Consider the following 13896-nt stretch of genomic DNA (forward strand, 5'->3'; position numbering starts at 1 on the left):
CCCTGAAAGATGATCAGGTAGATAGGTTCGAGGTGGAAGCGTGGCGACACGTGGAGCTGACGAATACTAATCGATCGAGGACTTATCCTAATCAGAAAAGCACAGGCGACTGCATAGACACGACAAGCAAATGTTTGGACGCTGGAGAGGCGCTAAGCCTTGGAAGCGGACGGTTATTTGACTCGAGTGTCGAGGAGCCGGAGCTGGACAACACACAACAAAATGGCAAGGTATTGCCGGTTACTTCCCAAGCATATTATCCAGTTTTGAAAGAACAACGTTCTTTCAACCTTATACAGTCTGGCGGCTATAGCGAAGAGGCCACACCCGTTCCCATCCCGAACACGGCAGTTAAGCTCTTCAGCGCCGATGGTAGTTGGGGGCTTCCCCCTGTGAGAGTAGGACGCTGCCAGGCACCTGACAAGAACAGTCTTAGGACTGTTCTTTTTTGTGTTTTTTTATTTATCAGCCAGGTAAAAGAGCTAGAAAAGGGCGTGTAAATAAGTGAATGGGTTATAATGGATAAAAGGAAGCATTTTTATTATTTTCATCAAAAGGGGATAGACCATTGACCTCTATCTATGATATCCATGTTACGAATGCAGAAGGCACATCAATTTCTATGGCTGATTTTAAGGGAAACGTTCTGTTAATTGTCAACACGGCCAGCAAATGCGGCTTTACTCCCCAATTAATCGAACTTCAGGAGCTGTATGAAAAGTATCGGAAGCAGGGCTTTACAGTGTTGGGGTTTCCGAGTGATGATTTTCTTACTCAAGAATTCGGGAAATCTGAAGAGATTGTTGAATATTGCCAAGTAAATTACGGTGTGACTTTTCCTATTTTCCAAAAAGTGAAGATGAAAGGGGAGCATATCCATCCACTATTTGCTTATTTAACCTCTCAGCAGCCAGGCTTGCTGACAAAGTCAATTAAGTGGAACTTTACCAAGTTTTTGATTACTCGTGAAGGAAAAGTGGTAAGACGCTATGCTCCAAGCTCATCTGCAGCTGAAATTGAAAAGGACTTGAAAAAGATACTATAGGAAGGCAGCGGCAGCAACAAGCCTTCCTTATTGGCTCTCATTATTTGAGGGCTTATTTTTTTGTGTATGCAGAAACTGAGCGATTAAAAGAGGAATTTTTTGAATGGATACTTCTGTGAAATATTTGATTAAAGAATACTCTTTTCCCGGTGCATGCTTCAACAGGTCGTACCACCATTCTGTTTCATACCGGGCAATCATGCTTAAATTGTAGAGCAGAGAATAGTAAATCAGCAGTTCAGGATAAAAAGCCTCGCTTTCTTTGCTCTTTGAGAATACCCATTCATTTGTAAAAAAGTGAAAGCGAAAGGGTGGGCTTAATGAAAGGCTTAATGGTTTTAAGTAGATCAGATGCTTATCTGCTCCTATAACATTAACCCTTCCCATCGTTTTTGCTTCCAGAAATTCTGAAAATCGATGCTCTGTCATTTGATAATCATCTAATAATTGAATAGGGATTGCATAATTTTCGTCCTTTTGTTGCACCTTTTCAAAGGGAGCTTTTCCCGATTGAAAAGAAAAAATAGAAGAAAGCTCGGGTACTTGTTTGAGCAGAGCATTCATTTTAAGCTTCGTACCTTCTAGATGTTCCACGTGAAACATCTTGTTACTAAAGTGGGTGAATAGGCCATAGCGCTGGGTACGGACTTCATCCTGCAAAAAAGAATAATTTTGCTTTTTCCGTTTTCTTGCTGAAAGTCCATGAGCCAGTACTTGAACGGTGGCCGGGTAATCTGCATCCACAGTAAGCAAACAGGCCTTAATATAGTGGCTTAGTCCATAAAAGGCAAGAGCAGGCTGAATGGCAGGCGGAGATTGAAAGGCTTGATTTAGATAAAGATCTCCGTGCTCCAGGCTGTAAACGAAACGAGTACAATTTGTATAAGCTGCCTCTTCTGCATTGGAGAGGCCTTGCATTTGATAACATTGAAGCAAAAAACCTTTTGCGTGAGCAGCGTTTTGATACGCGATTAAATCGCTGTTTATTTGCAAAAAACGTTTGTTCATATTCTCCTCCGAATTTTCTAAAGAGTCTAACATATCAAACATGTCTTGACAGTATTTTATCCAATTGATAACCTACTAATAATATTTTGGACCAGGAGGCTTATAAAATGTGGGAAAATAAGTTTTCAAAGGAAGGGTTAACGTTTGATGATGTATTGTTAGTGCCTGCAAAATCTGATGTGTTGCCTAAAGACGTAAGCTTACAGACAGCTTTAACTGATACATTAAAATTAAATATTCCATTAATCAGTGCTGGCATGGATACTGTAACAGAAGCTGAAATGGCTATTGCTATGGCTCGTCAAGGCGGACTTGGCATTATTCATAAGAACATGAGTATTGAACAGCAAGCGGAACAGGTGGACAAAGTAAAACGTTCGGAAAGTGGTGTTATAACTGACCCATTCTTCCTCACACCTGAACATCAAGTATTTGATGCAGAACATCTGATGGGCAAGTACCGTATTTCCGGTGTGCCAATCGTCAACAATGAACAAGAGCAAAAGCTGGTTGGGATTCTTACCAATCGTGACCTGCGCTTTATTCAGGACTACTCTATTTTGATTAGTGATGTAATGACGAGAGAAAACCTTGTCACTGCTCCAACAGGCACGACCCTTGAAGAAGCAGAGAAAATTCTGCAAAAGTACAAGATCGAAAAACTCCCACTAGTTGATGATGAAGGAAAGCTGAAGGGTTTAATCACCATTAAAGATATCGAGAAGGTTATTGAGTTTCCTAACTCAGCTAAAGACAGCCAAGGCAGATTGTTGGTTGGTGCAGCTGTAGGTGTTACAAAAGACACGATGAAGCGCTTAGAAGCACTCGTAGCAGCGAATGTAGATGCTGTCGTCATCGATACAGCTCATGGTCATTCTGAGGGTGTTCTCAATACTGTTCGAGAGATTCGCACAGCTTACCCTAATTTAAATATCATTGCCGGAAACGTGGCTACAGCTGAAGCAACTGGAGAATTGTTTGAAGCAGGGGCTGATGTCGTCAAGGTTGGTATTGGTCCAGGATCGATCTGTACGACTCGTGTTGTGGCTGGTGTAGGAGTTCCACAAATTACAGCGGTTTACGATTGTGCAACAGAAGCCCGTAAGCGCGGTAAAGCAATCATTGCAGATGGAGGAATTAAATACTCTGGCGATATTGCTAAAGCATTAGCAGCCGGCGGACATGCAGTTATGCTCGGCAGCCTATTGGCCGGTACGAAAGAAAGCCCGGGCGAAACAGAAATTTATCAAGGAAGACAGTTTAAAGTATATCGCGGTATGGGATCCGTGGCGGCAATGGAAAAAGGTTCAAAAGACCGTTATTTCCAAGAAGACGCAAAGAAATTTGTTCCAGAGGGTATCGAAGGACGTATTCCATATAAAGGTCCAGTAGCTGAAACACTATATCAATTAACTGGTGGTTTAAGATCAGGTATGGGTTACTGCGGAACAAAAGACCTTACTGAACTTCGTGAAAATGCTCAATTTATCCGCATGACGGGTGCAGGCTTGAGAGAGAGTCACCCGCACGATGTACAAATTACAAAGGAAGCACCAAACTATTCTTTATGATAAACGAACAAGCTGCTTGGGAAAGCCCCAAGCAGCTTTTTTTATGCGTTTTAGAAGGAAAAGCAGCCCATATATAAGTTATCTTGTTCCTATATTTCCGAAAACTTGTTTATGTTACAATAACGAATATGTGAAAAAAAGCTGGAGGGTATACAAGTGAGAAATCGAAGGATGAGAAAGTATATTGCTTTTATGTTCAGCTTGCTGCTTGCCGTAAGTGTGTTAGCACAGCCGGTAAGTGCCCAAGCAGAAGAGCCATTACAAGTGCATGCGAAAGCTGCCATGCTGATTGATGCAGACACAGGACAAGTGCTCTATGAGAAGAACGCGGACGAGCAGCTAGGGATAGCCAGCATGGTCAAAATGATGACAGAGTACTTGCTGCTTGAAGCCATAGGTGAGAAAAAGCTGTCATGGGACGATGAATATACTGTTAGTGAATATGTGGCTCAAGTCTCGAAAGATACCAATCTATCGAATGTACCTCTCCGTTTAGGAGAAACATATAATGTTCGGGAATTGTATGATGCCATGGCCATTTACTCAGCGAATGGAGCCACGATTGCTTTAGCTGAAATGATAGCTGGTACCGAGCAGAAATTTGTGCAGTTAATGAAAGAGAAAGCAAAAGAATTAGGTTTAACGAACTATACCTTTGTCAATTCCTCAGGATTGAGCAAAGAGGATTTAAAAGGCATGCACCCTTCCTCTAACGCAAGTCAGGACGATAACCTCATGTCAGCAAGAGATACAGCTAAACTAGCGTATAAACTACTAAAAGACTATCCTGAAGTACTCGAAACAGCGAGCATACCGCAAAAGATCTTCCGTGAAGGAACAGTTGACCACACGGAGATGAAGAACTGGAACTGGATGCTTCCTTCATTAGTCTACGGCTATGAAGGCATGACGGGTCTGAAAACAGGTTCGACAGATTTTGCCGGTTACTGCTTTACAGGCACCGCTGAACGGAATGGGCAAAAGCTGATCGCTGTTGTGCTGGATGCCACGGATGCAAACGGAAAAGGTTCCTATGAAGCACGCTTTGTAGAAACGGAGAAACTGCTGAATTACGGCTTCAATCAGTTTGACCGGCAAGAGGTCATCAAAGAAGGAGAGAGCGTTAAAGGCTTTGAAACTGTTGAAGTAAGTAAAGGGAAAGAAAAAGAAGTGGCTATACAGGCGGGAGAATCATTAGTGATTTACACGCCGAAAGCGAAAAAAACGAACTTTAAAAAGAGTTTATCTCTAAAAGGTTCGGAAAAGGAAGAAGATGAAAACCCGACAGCACCGCTGAAAAAAGGTGAAGTGGTTGGTTTTCTGCAAGTAACACCTGAAAAGGGGACTGAAATAAATTATTTAACAGCTGAAGAGAAAAAACAAGCCGAAGTATCAATGAAAGCTGCCGAATCAATGGAAAAGGCGAATTGGTTTGTTTTATCCATGAGGGCAGTTGGCAGCTTTTTCTCAGGGATTTGGACGGCTACTGCTGATATGGTAACTGGTTGGTTTTAATAAAAATCACCTTCTGATCTTGACAGAAGGTGATTTTTCGTGTTTATTATTATTTATCGAAAAACTAAAATGTTTGGACTAATAGGAATTGTAAGAATGACTTAGTTGCAAGCATAAAAATAATACATACAAGGGAGAGGGAGAATATGAATACAGGTACAGATCGTGTAAAACGGGGAATGGCAGAAATGCAAAAGGGTGGCGTCATTATGGACGTTATCAACGCTGAACAAGCAAAAATTGCAGAAGAAGCAGGCGCAGTAGCCGTTATGGCACTAGAGCGAGTGCCTTCTGATATTCGGGCGGCCGGCGGTGTAGCTCGTATGGCGGATCCTCGCATTGTAGAAGAAGTAATGAAAGCTGTCTCTATTCCAGTTATGGCAAAGGCACGTATTGGCCACATTGTCGAGGCCCGTGTATTAGAAGCGATGGGCGTAGATTATATTGATGAAAGTGAAGTACTAACGCCAGCGGATGAAGAATTCCATTTACTGAAAAGCGAATTCACCGTTCCATTTGTTTGCGGATGCCGTGATTTAGGAGAGGCTGCCCGCCGTATCGGCGAAGGTGCTTCTATGCTGAGAACAAAAGGAGAGCCAGGAACAGGGAATATTGTCGAGGCTGTTCGTCATATCCGCAAAGTGAACGCGCAGGTACGCAAGATTGTGCACATGAATGATGATGAATTAATGACAGAGGCAAAGCTGTTAGGTGCACCGTTTGAAGTACTAAAAGAAATCAAGCGTGAAGGCCGCCTGCCAGTTGTGAACTTTGCGGCTGGCGGTGTGGCTACACCGGCAGATGCAGCTCTTATGATGGAGCTTGGCGCAGACGGCGTATTTGTTGGTTCAGGTATTTTTAAATCTGATAACCCAGAGAAGTTTGCAAAAGCGATCGTAGAAGCAACCACTCATTATCAAGACTATGAACTAATTGGCGAGCTTTCTAAAGAGCTGGGTACAGCTATGAAGGGCATTGAAATTTCATCGCTTGCACCTGAACAGCGTATGCAGGATCGCGGCTGGTAAGAGAAGGAGGAAGCAGTTATGGTGAAGGTCGGTGTATTGGGGCTGCAAGGGGCCGTTCGAGAACATATTCGCTCCATCGAAGCAAGTGGTGCAGAGGGCATAGTAGTAAAAAAGGTTGAGCAGTTGAGTGAGCTGGATGGACTCATTCTTCCGGGCGGGGAAAGCACAACGATGCGCCGCCTGATCGACCGCTATGGATTCATGGAACCGTTAAGAGAATTTGGCGGCCAAGGAAAGCCGATGTTTGGTACTTGTGCTGGGCTCATTATGCTGGCTAAGGATATTGTAGGCTATGATGAGCCACACATTGGTTTAATGGATATTACGGTTGAACGTAATTCATTTGGACGGCAGAAGGAAAGCTTTGAAGCAGACTTAGCGGTGAAAGGCGCAGCAGATTGCTACACCGCCGTTTTCATTCGGGCACCGCATATCGTCTCCGTTGGGGAAAATACAGAGGTATTAGCTGAATATGAGGGGAGAATTGTAGCAGCAAGAGATCGTCACTACCTAGGCTGCTCCTTCCACCCGGAATTAACGGATGATCATCGGCTGACCGAGTACTTCGTTCATATGGCGGAACAAGCAAAATTAGCTCATGTTTAATGATGGAGAGAGTCTGGCTTTATGCCAGCTCTCTTTTTCCCTTTTTATAAGAGGCATGGGAAGAAAAACGGAAAGTTCCTGAGCAGTTTCTGTCCGCTTGCTTCCCGGCGAGGAATATAGTACATTAATTTATATCATTTCCATATTGTATAAATCGTTGAGAGGAAGCAGTAGCAAGCAGTCATCTGCTCAGAGAGCCGGTGGTGGGTGAGAACCGGTCGGAGGCACTTGTGAATCCATCCTCGAGAGAAATGCTGAACGGTTTTTCTAGTAGGCATTTCCGGCAGAAGCCGTTATACGTTCAAGTGGAAAGCCAAAAGCTTTCAACTAGGGTGGCAACGCGGGTAAAACTCGTCCCTTTTTCAGGGGACGAGTTTTTTGTTTGCAGAAAAGAAAAAGGAGGAAATCAACGTGTTAGATGTGAAAGTATTACGCGCTAATTTTGAAGAAGTAAAGAAACGCTTGCAGCATCGCGGTGAGGATCTATCTGCTTTAGATAGCTTTGAACAGCTGGATGAAAAGCGCCGCTCATTGATTGCGGAAACAGAAGAACTAAAGGCTAGAAGAAACAATGTTTCCCAGGAAATTGCCCAGCTGAAGCGTGAAAAGAAGGATGCCGACCATTTAATTAAAGAGATGCGCGAGGTTGGCGACCGCATTAAAGAAATTGACCAGGAATTGAACACAATAGAAGAAGAGTTTAATCATGTGCTATTAACGATGCCGAACATCCCCCATGAAAGCGTACCGGTTGGGGAGACAGAAGACGATAACGTGGAAGCGCGCAAATGGGGCGAGGTGCCGCAGTTTGATTTCGAAGCTAAGCCCCATTGGGAGGTTGCTGATGAGCTTGGTATCGTCGACTTTGAGCGTGCTGGCAAGGTAACAGGAAGCCGTTTTGTCTTCTACAAGGGGGCGGGAGCAAAATTGGAGCGGGCTTTAATCAGCTTCATGCTGGATCTACATACAGAGGATCACGGCTATGAAGAAATTCTTCCGCCATATATGGTCAACCGGACGAGCATGACAGGTACAGGACAGCTGCCGAAGTTCGAGGAGGATGCTTTCTTAATCGAGAAAGAGGATTATTTCCTTATTCCAACGGCGGAGGTACCGGTGACGAACTATTATCGTGACGAAATCCTGGATGGAGAGCAGCTCCCGATCGCTTATGCAGCTTACAGCGCCTGCTTCCGTTCTGAGGCGGGTTCTGCCGGACGGGACACGAGGGGACTAATTCGACAGCATCAATTTAACAAGGTGGAGCTTGTCCGTTTTGTTAAACCGGAGGATTCTTATGAAGAGCTGGAGAAATTAACAGGCCATGCGGAGAAAGTGCTGCAGCTTTTGAACCTTCCATACCGTGTGATGAGCATGTGCACAGCGGATCTTGGTTTTACAGCAGCGAAGAAATATGATCTTGAAGTATGGCTTCCAAGCTATGATACGTACCGCGAGATCTCTTCTTGCAGTAATTTTGAAGGCTTCCAGGCGCGTCGTGCAAACATCCGTTTCCGCCGCGAGAAGAACGGCAAGCCAGAGCATGTTCATACACTGAATGGCTCAGGCTTGGCGATTGGCCGTACAGTAGCGGCTATTCTGGAAAACTACCAGCAGCCGGACGGCAGCGTCGTTATCCCTGAGGTTCTTCGTCCATATATGGGTGGAAAAGAAAAAATCTCTAAATAATTAATACACTAGGTGAGGGGGTTCTCTGCTTGCGGATAGTCAGCCGGGAGCCTCTTCGCTTTTTCCTTAGAAAATCAGTTGACAATGCAAAAAAGCATATGATAAATTAAGTGATGTCGATACGGAGGAATACCCAAGTCTGGCTGAAGGGATCGGTCTTGAAAACCGACAGGCGGGTTACACCGCGCGGGGGTTCGAATCCCTCTTCCTCCGCCATTATTTAAAACGCATATAAATTGGAGATGACAAAATCCGCTGCTTTCGGGCAGCGGATTTTTTTCTTGTTTTTATAAAAAAGGTGCTTTATATTCTTCGATGAATTGATCGACTTTTCGTGTATCGGCATTTAACACTGTTTTCATCATTTCAAGTGCATAGTGATTGTCTTTTTCTGTTTCAGAGGCAATAGCATCCTTTGGCACACAGATGTTGTATTCCCGCATATAAGCATCATTCGCTGTGAAGAACACGCAGATGTTCCCTGCCACGCCAGTTACAATGACGGAGTCAGCTCCTACTTCATGCAAAAGAGTATTTAATGCGGTACCGTAAAATGCAGAGTGCTTAGGCTTGATTAAAAAGTAATCATCCGATTCAGGCTTGATTTGTTGTATAATAGGCTCGCTTCGATCATTCGATGCGTAATCCAAAATGGCATCCAGATCAGCTTTCCAGATGCCGTAATGGTCATTTACGTAAATAACAGGAATATCCTGCTGTTTGCAGAATTGCTTTAATTTGACGACGGATGGGCAAATATCTAATGTGTTTTCGGCGAGAGGTTCTCCCATTTGAAAATCAAAATCGTTGATTAAGTCGATAATAAGCAATGCGTATTTATTCCTTCTTTCCACGTGCGCGTCCTCCTTTTCTCTCTACTCATTCATACCCCAATTTAGTAAAAAGGAGCCGGTGAAATGAAAAAAAGTGACGAATTTTATATGAACCTGGCGATCGAAGAAGCAAAGAAAGCGGCTGACCTTGGAGAAGTGCCCATCGGCGCTATAGTCGTGCTGGATGGAGAAGTGATCGCTGCTGCTCATAATTTAAGGGAGACCAGTCAAAATGCTGTGACTCATGCAGAGCTTCTCGCGATACAGGATGCTTGTAAAAGAGCAGGATCGTGGCGTCTGGAAGGAGCTGAACTATATGTTACCCTTGAACCTTGCCCCATGTGCAGCGGAGCCATTCTTCTTTCGAGAATAGAACGCGTCGTATACGGAGCAAAGGATCCGAAAGCCGGCTGTGCCGGTACGCTGATGAATTTACTGGAGGATGAACGGTTTAATCATCAGAGTGAGGTGGTGTCCGGCGTGATGGAGGAGGAGTGCGGGTCGATGCTGAGCAGCTTTTTTAAGGAAATTCGTCGCAGAAAGAAAGAAGAAAAAAATAAAGCTAAGCATCAATAAAAGAGCAGGTCTTGCTTTTTTCTCTTCTTTACGTTACAATAGGTTTTGTGTCGAAGAGATAATATCTTTTGACGCATTGACAATGGTATCAATTTTGCCGTGCTAGGTGGGGAGGTAGCGGTGCCCTGTACCCGCAATCCGCTCTAGCGGGACTGAATCCCTTCCCGAGGCTTCCTAACTGTAAGGTCTGCCTTAAGTAAGTGGTGTTGACGCTTGGGTCCTGCGCAATGGGAACCCATGAACCATGTCAGGTCCGGAAGGAAGCAGCATTAAGTGGACTCTCCCATGTGCCGCAGGGCAGCCTGAGCCGAGCTAACTGCTTAAGTAACGCTTATGGTTAGAAGTCGACGGAAGGTGCACGGCAGTTAAATAAGTTTAAATAACAACTCATCCTAAACGGGTGAGTTTTTTTGTGCGAACTTTGGAAAAACCTATAGGGATAAGGTATAATGTAAAGTAGAGAAATGCGAAGAAATTAAGGAGGGGAACAATGAGTTATCAGGCATTATATCGCGTATGGCGACCACAAAGGTTCACTGATGTGGTTGGCCAGGAGCATGTAACAAAAACGCTGCAAAATGCCCTCCTTCAACAGAAAATATCGCATGCGTACTTGTTTTCAGGGCCAAGAGGAACAGGAAAAACAAGCGCGGCGAAGATTTTGGCAAAGGCTGTAAACTGCGAACAAGCGCCAACAGCTGAACCGTGCAATGAGTGTGCCTCTTGCCGGGGGATCACGGATGGCTCGATCCAGGACGTCATCGAGATCGATGCGGCCTCTAACAATGGCGTTGACGAAATTCGGGACATACGAGATAAAGTGAAATACGCACCAAGCTCAGTAGAATATAAAGTATATATTATTGATGAAGTGCATATGCTTTCCACCGGAGCGTTTAACGCATTGCTAAAAACCCTCGAGGAACCGCCGAAGCATGTTATGTTTATTCTAGCGACAACCGAGCCTCATAAAATCCCTCTAACAATCATTTCAAGATGCCAACGGTTTGATTTCAAGCGAATTACGTCGCAGGACATTGTCAATCGAATGGATCTGATTTTGAGAGATAGCGGGATGGACTACGAGGAGAAGGCTTTGCCTATTATCGCACGGGCAGCAGAAGGCGGCATGCGTGATGCGCTTAGTTTACTTGATCAGGCGGTTTCTTATAGCAGTGACCGCTTAACGGAGGAAGATGCTCTAACAGTTACAGGAGCGGTAGGCCAGGAAATGCTTAATGAACTGGCACAGGCCATGGTGGAACAGGATGCTGCTTCTGCCCTTCGAGTTCTTGAACGGCTTCTTATGCAGGGGAAAGATTCGGGGCGGTTTGCCGAAGATTTTGTTCTCTACTTCCGCGATATGCTTCTCTATAAGACAGCTCCTAACCTGGAAGAATCGATGGAACGGGTAATGGTGGATGAATCCTTCGCTTCTCTTGCCCAGAAGATCGAGCTAGAGCAATTATATGAGTATATTCATGTGCTAAATCAAACTCAGCAGGAAATGAAATTCAGCAGCCATGCGAGAATTCATTTAGAGGTAGCACTTGTGAAGCTGTGTCAGCCTCGGGCAGCCAGTGCTTCAGCAAGTATGCCGGAAGTTCAGGAGCTAATTGGTCGCATTCAGATGCTCGAAAAGGAACTGCAGCAGCTGAAGAGCCAGCCTCAGGTTCAGGCTTCTGAACCAGCAAGTAATCAGGGAGGAGCCAAGCGCCCAAGCCGCTCTTCTAAAGGCTTTAAAGCGCCTGTCGGGAAAATTGAAAATGTGCTCTCTGAGGCAACGAAACAGGATATTCAGCTTATTAAAAGCCGCTGGGCGGATATGCTGGAGCTTCTCAATCAACGCCAGATGCGTTCACAAGCGGCTTTGTTGAATGATGCAGAGCCAGTGGCAGCTTCTAAGGAAGCCTTCGTGCTAAAATTCAAATATGAAATACACTGTCAGATGGCGTCAGACAACAACCAATTCATGCAAGCGGTCTCCTCGATTCTCCAAGAGCTGACGAGCAATGTCTATCAAGTTGTTTGTGTGCCGGAAGAGTCTTGGTTGAGTATTCGAAAGAATTTTATCAGCACCCAAAAGGCAGGTCAGGATGAACAGGGGGAATCCCTAAAGTCTGAGGAAGAGGATCCGTTAATTGCTGAGGCCTTAAAGCTTGTGGGAGAAGACCTGCTTGAAGTAAAAGATTAATAAATGGAGGATGATTAATATGCGCGGTATGGGAAATATGCAAAACATGATGAAGCAAATGCAAAAGATGCAGAAGAAAATGGCAGAGGCACAAGAAGAACTTGCGTCTAAAGAGTTTGAAGGGACAGCAGGTGGAGGTATGGTAACCATTAAAATGTCCGGCCAAAAGCAAGTATTGGATGTAATCATTAAAGAAGAAGCGGTGGATCCCGATGATGTGGAAATGCTTCAAGATCTAGTGCTGGCTGCAACAAACGACGCTTTGAAAAAAGTGGACGACGAAACAAACCAGACTATGGGACAATTCACAAAAGGGATGAACCTGCCTTTCTAGGAGGTTGTACACATTATGTATTATCCTGAGCCGATCACGAAGCTGATCGATAGCTTTATGAAATTGCCGGGCATTGGGCCGAAGACAGCGGCCCGTCTGGCGTTTTTTGTTCTCGATATGAAGGAAGATGATGTCCTGGATTTTGCTAAATCATTAGTAAACGCCAAAAGAGACCTAACGTACTGCTCAGTATGCGGTCATATTACCGATAAAGACCCGTGTTCGATATGTGAAGATATGCGGCGTGATCGCAGCTTAGTGTGTGTCGTGCAAGATCCGAAAGATGTCATCGCCATGGAGAAGATGAAGGAATATAACGGGCTGTATCATGTCTTACATGGAGCGATTTCTCCGATGGAGGGGATTGGGCCAGAAGACATTAATGTGCCGGATCTTCTAAAGCGCCTGCAGGATGAAACGATTAAAGAGGTCATTCTTGCAACGAACCCGAATATTGAGGGCGAGGCAACGGCTATGTATATCTCTCGTTTATTAAAACCGTCGGGCATCCGTGTAACCCGCATCGCCCATGGCCTGCCGGTGGGAGGCGACTTGGAGTATGCAGATGAGGTCACTTTGTCTAAGGCGCTAGAAGGCAGAAGGGACGTGTAGGCTGTGCTTTTTCGAAAAAAGGGAAAAGCTAAGCTAGATGCTTCGCATGATGAACAGCTTATACGGCTGCTTGAACACTACCGCCAAGAATGGATGAGATATCAGAATGTAATTCGACTCAGTGTCGAGCCGAGTGATGAGCTGGTTGCTCAAGCAAAGATTTACGAAGCCAAGTATTTTTTCTTATTCAGGGAAGCGAAAAGAAGAAACATCCGAATAAAACAATAGATTCTCTCATATTCTTGAAATGTAGACAAACTCATTTAAGGAATGGGAGAGAATCTGTATGTATATAGCTGCGGGGGCTGTTCTGTTTATCTTGCTAATCAGTTTAATAGCCAGTGCTTCCTCCCCGTTGTCGCCATGGAAATTAGGTGGAAGCCTGCTGGTTAAATTAGCGGTAGGAGCATTTTTCTTATTTTTACTTAATTCCTTCGGAGGCGATCACGGCATCCATGTACCGATTAATCTTATTACTTCAGCTGTAGCGGGGGTTCTTGGCATAGCTGGAGTTGCTGCTTTAGCTGTTATACAGATTTGGATTATTGGATGAAGCAGCAGGGCAGCGGCCATGCTGCTTTTTTTGTGCCGTTTATTGCCTATTAATATTTCCTGCTCGCTTGCTCATTAAGAAAAGCAGCAGTAAAACATTTTTTATAAAAGCCTTGACGTTATGTTTTAAAGTTGGTATAGTATTAAACGTCGCTGATGAAACAAATTCAAAAGCGAACAAAAAGTTATTGACTTTTAATCAATAACTTGCTATTATAATATAGTCGCTTGAATGCGGCGTCGAAATTGATCTTTGAAAACTGAACAAAATACATGCCAGTTAATTCTTGATTTATTTATTTTATGAGCAATCAAACATCTTTTTGGAGAGTT

The 13896-nt window shown here is 44.3% G+C and carries 14 protein-coding genes, 1 tRNA gene, 2 rRNA genes, 1 other RNA gene and 1 other annotated feature; of the genes, 16 read left to right on the forward strand and 2 right to left on the reverse strand.

The genetic code is table 11. The annotated features are described in order from the left end of the window. The 3 genes from QY97_RS17595 to QY97_RS17605 form a co-directional block, all read left to right on the forward strand. Positions 1 to 90, forward strand: a 23S ribosomal RNA gene (locus QY97_RS17595); the annotation flags it as partial. A gap of 209 nt (positions 91 to 299) precedes the next feature. Then, positions 300 to 415, forward strand: a 5S ribosomal RNA gene (gene rrf / locus QY97_RS17600). 153 nt (positions 416 to 568) lie between these two features. Further along, on the forward strand, positions 569 to 1045 hold the full coding sequence (locus QY97_RS17605; RefSeq protein ID WP_082090177.1) for a glutathione peroxidase: 477 nt from the start codon (positions 569 to 571) through the stop codon (positions 1043 to 1045). A 27-nt stretch (positions 1046 to 1072) separates the two neighbouring features. Here the strand turns inward: QY97_RS17605 and QY97_RS17610 are convergent, their stop codons facing one another. After that, entirely contained in the window at positions 1073 to 2053 is a 981-nt protein-coding gene (locus QY97_RS17610) for a YaaC family protein (protein ID WP_039238776.1), read from the reverse strand. A 107-nt stretch (positions 2054 to 2160) separates the two neighbouring features. Here QY97_RS17610 and guaB point away from each other — a divergent pair, with 107 nt between their 5' ends. The 6 genes from guaB to QY97_RS17640 all read left to right on the forward strand — a co-directional run bounded on the left by guaB (position 2161) and on the right by QY97_RS17640 (position 8678). Beyond that, the gene (guaB, locus tag QY97_RS17615; protein WP_039238778.1) at positions 2161 to 3624 is read left to right on the forward strand and encodes an IMP dehydrogenase; all 1464 of its coding nucleotides are present in this window, start codon (positions 2161 to 2163) and stop codon (positions 3622 to 3624) included. 171 nt (positions 3625 to 3795) lie between these two features. Further along, positions 3796 to 5139, forward strand: a complete 1344-nt coding sequence (locus tag QY97_RS17620) for a D-alanyl-D-alanine carboxypeptidase family protein (RefSeq protein ID WP_039238781.1) — start codon at positions 3796 to 3798, stop codon at positions 5137 to 5139. Between the two features lie 146 nt (positions 5140 to 5285). Then, positions 5286 to 6167: a pyridoxal 5'-phosphate synthase lyase subunit PdxS gene (gene pdxS / locus QY97_RS17625; RefSeq protein WP_039238783.1), complete on the forward strand. Its 882-nt coding sequence runs from the start codon at positions 5286 to 5288 to the stop codon at positions 6165 to 6167. Between the two features lie 18 nt (positions 6168 to 6185). Continuing rightward, the gene (gene pdxT, locus QY97_RS17630) at positions 6186 to 6773 is read left to right on the forward strand and encodes a pyridoxal 5'-phosphate synthase glutaminase subunit PdxT (protein WP_039238785.1); all 588 of its coding nucleotides are present in this window, start codon (positions 6186 to 6188) and stop codon (positions 6771 to 6773) included. Between the two features lie 148 nt (positions 6774 to 6921). Beyond that, positions 6922 to 7135, forward strand: a binding site (T-box leader). A gap of 49 nt (positions 7136 to 7184) precedes the next feature. Then, the gene (gene serS, locus QY97_RS17635; RefSeq protein ID WP_039238802.1) at positions 7185 to 8462 is read left to right on the forward strand and encodes a serine--tRNA ligase; all 1278 of its coding nucleotides are present in this window, start codon (positions 7185 to 7187) and stop codon (positions 8460 to 8462) included. A gap of 123 nt (positions 8463 to 8585) precedes the next feature. Further along, positions 8586 to 8678: transfer RNA gene (locus QY97_RS17640), tRNA-Ser, on the forward strand. A gap of 71 nt (positions 8679 to 8749) precedes the next feature. Here QY97_RS17640 and QY97_RS17645 read toward each other — a convergent pair. Next, complete coding sequence (locus tag QY97_RS17645; RefSeq protein ID WP_039238787.1) at positions 8750 to 9316, reverse strand: isochorismatase family cysteine hydrolase; 567 nt, start codon at positions 9314 to 9316, stop codon at positions 8750 to 8752. Positions 9317 to 9379: 63 nt separating this feature from the next. On the opposite strand from QY97_RS17645, the gene tadA reads away from it, so the two are divergent. From tadA to QY97_RS17675, 7 genes are all read left to right on the forward strand, one after another. Then, complete coding sequence (gene tadA, locus QY97_RS17650; protein WP_039238789.1) at positions 9380 to 9871, forward strand: tRNA adenosine(34) deaminase TadA; 492 nt, start codon at positions 9380 to 9382, stop codon at positions 9869 to 9871. Between the two features lie 97 nt (positions 9872 to 9968). Continuing rightward, positions 9969 to 10233, forward strand: an RNA gene (gene ffs / locus QY97_RS20155) — signal recognition particle sRNA large type. A gap of 128 nt (positions 10234 to 10361) precedes the next feature. Then, positions 10362 to 12065, forward strand: coding sequence for a DNA polymerase III subunit gamma/tau (gene dnaX / locus QY97_RS17655; protein ID WP_039238791.1), 1704 nt, complete (start codon positions 10362 to 10364; stop codon positions 12063 to 12065). A gap of 19 nt (positions 12066 to 12084) precedes the next feature. Then, positions 12085 to 12399 (forward strand): YbaB/EbfC family nucleoid-associated protein, encoded by a 315-nt coding sequence (locus QY97_RS17660; protein ID WP_039238792.1) that lies wholly within the window; start codon positions 12085 to 12087, stop codon positions 12397 to 12399. Between the two features lie 15 nt (positions 12400 to 12414). Continuing rightward, complete coding sequence (gene recR / locus QY97_RS17665; RefSeq protein WP_039238794.1) at positions 12415 to 13011, forward strand: recombination mediator RecR; 597 nt, start codon at positions 12415 to 12417, stop codon at positions 13009 to 13011. Positions 13012 to 13014: 3 nt separating this feature from the next. Further along, positions 13015 to 13239 (forward strand): YaaL family protein, encoded by a 225-nt coding sequence (locus QY97_RS17670; protein ID WP_039238796.1) that lies wholly within the window; start codon positions 13015 to 13017, stop codon positions 13237 to 13239. Positions 13240 to 13297: 58 nt separating this feature from the next. Next, on the forward strand, positions 13298 to 13564 hold the full coding sequence (locus QY97_RS17675) for a pro-sigmaK processing inhibitor BofA family protein (RefSeq protein WP_039238798.1): 267 nt from the start codon (positions 13298 to 13300) through the stop codon (positions 13562 to 13564). Positions 13565 to 13896: the final 332 nt, after the last annotated feature.

Source organism: Bacillus thermotolerans, assembly GCF_000812025.2.
In the GTDB taxonomy this organism is placed as follows: Bacteria; Bacillota; Bacilli; order Bacillales; family Domibacillaceae; genus Quasibacillus; species Quasibacillus thermotolerans.

Coding starts and splice junctions, on each gene's coding strand:
- dnaX (WP_039238791.1), top strand. CDS start 10,362: ATGAGTTATCAGGCATTATATCGCGTATGGCGACCACAAAGGTTCACT.
- pdxT (WP_039238785.1), top strand. CDS start 6,186: ATGGTGAAGGTCGGTGTATTGGGGCTGCAAGGGGCCGTTCGAGAACAT.
- recR (WP_039238794.1), top strand. CDS start 12,415: ATGTATTATCCTGAGCCGATCACGAAGCTGATCGATAGCTTTATGAAA.
- QY97_RS17660 (WP_039238792.1), top strand. CDS start 12,085: ATGCGCGGTATGGGAAATATGCAAAACATGATGAAGCAAATGCAAAAG.
- QY97_RS17620 (WP_039238781.1), top strand. CDS start 3,796: ATGAGAAAGTATATTGCTTTTATGTTCAGCTTGCTGCTTGCCGTAAGT.
- QY97_RS17675 (WP_039238798.1), top strand. CDS start 13,298: ATGTATATAGCTGCGGGGGCTGTTCTGTTTATCTTGCTAATCAGTTTA.
- tadA (WP_039238789.1), top strand. CDS start 9,380: ATGAAAAAAAGTGACGAATTTTATATGAACCTGGCGATCGAAGAAGCA.
- pdxS (WP_039238783.1), top strand. CDS start 5,286: ATGAATACAGGTACAGATCGTGTAAAACGGGGAATGGCAGAAATGCAA.
- guaB (WP_039238778.1), top strand. CDS start 2,161: ATGTGGGAAAATAAGTTTTCAAAGGAAGGGTTAACGTTTGATGATGTA.
- QY97_RS17610 (WP_039238776.1), bottom strand. CDS start 2,053: ATGAACAAACGTTTTTTGCAAATAAACAGCGATTTAATCGCGTATCAA.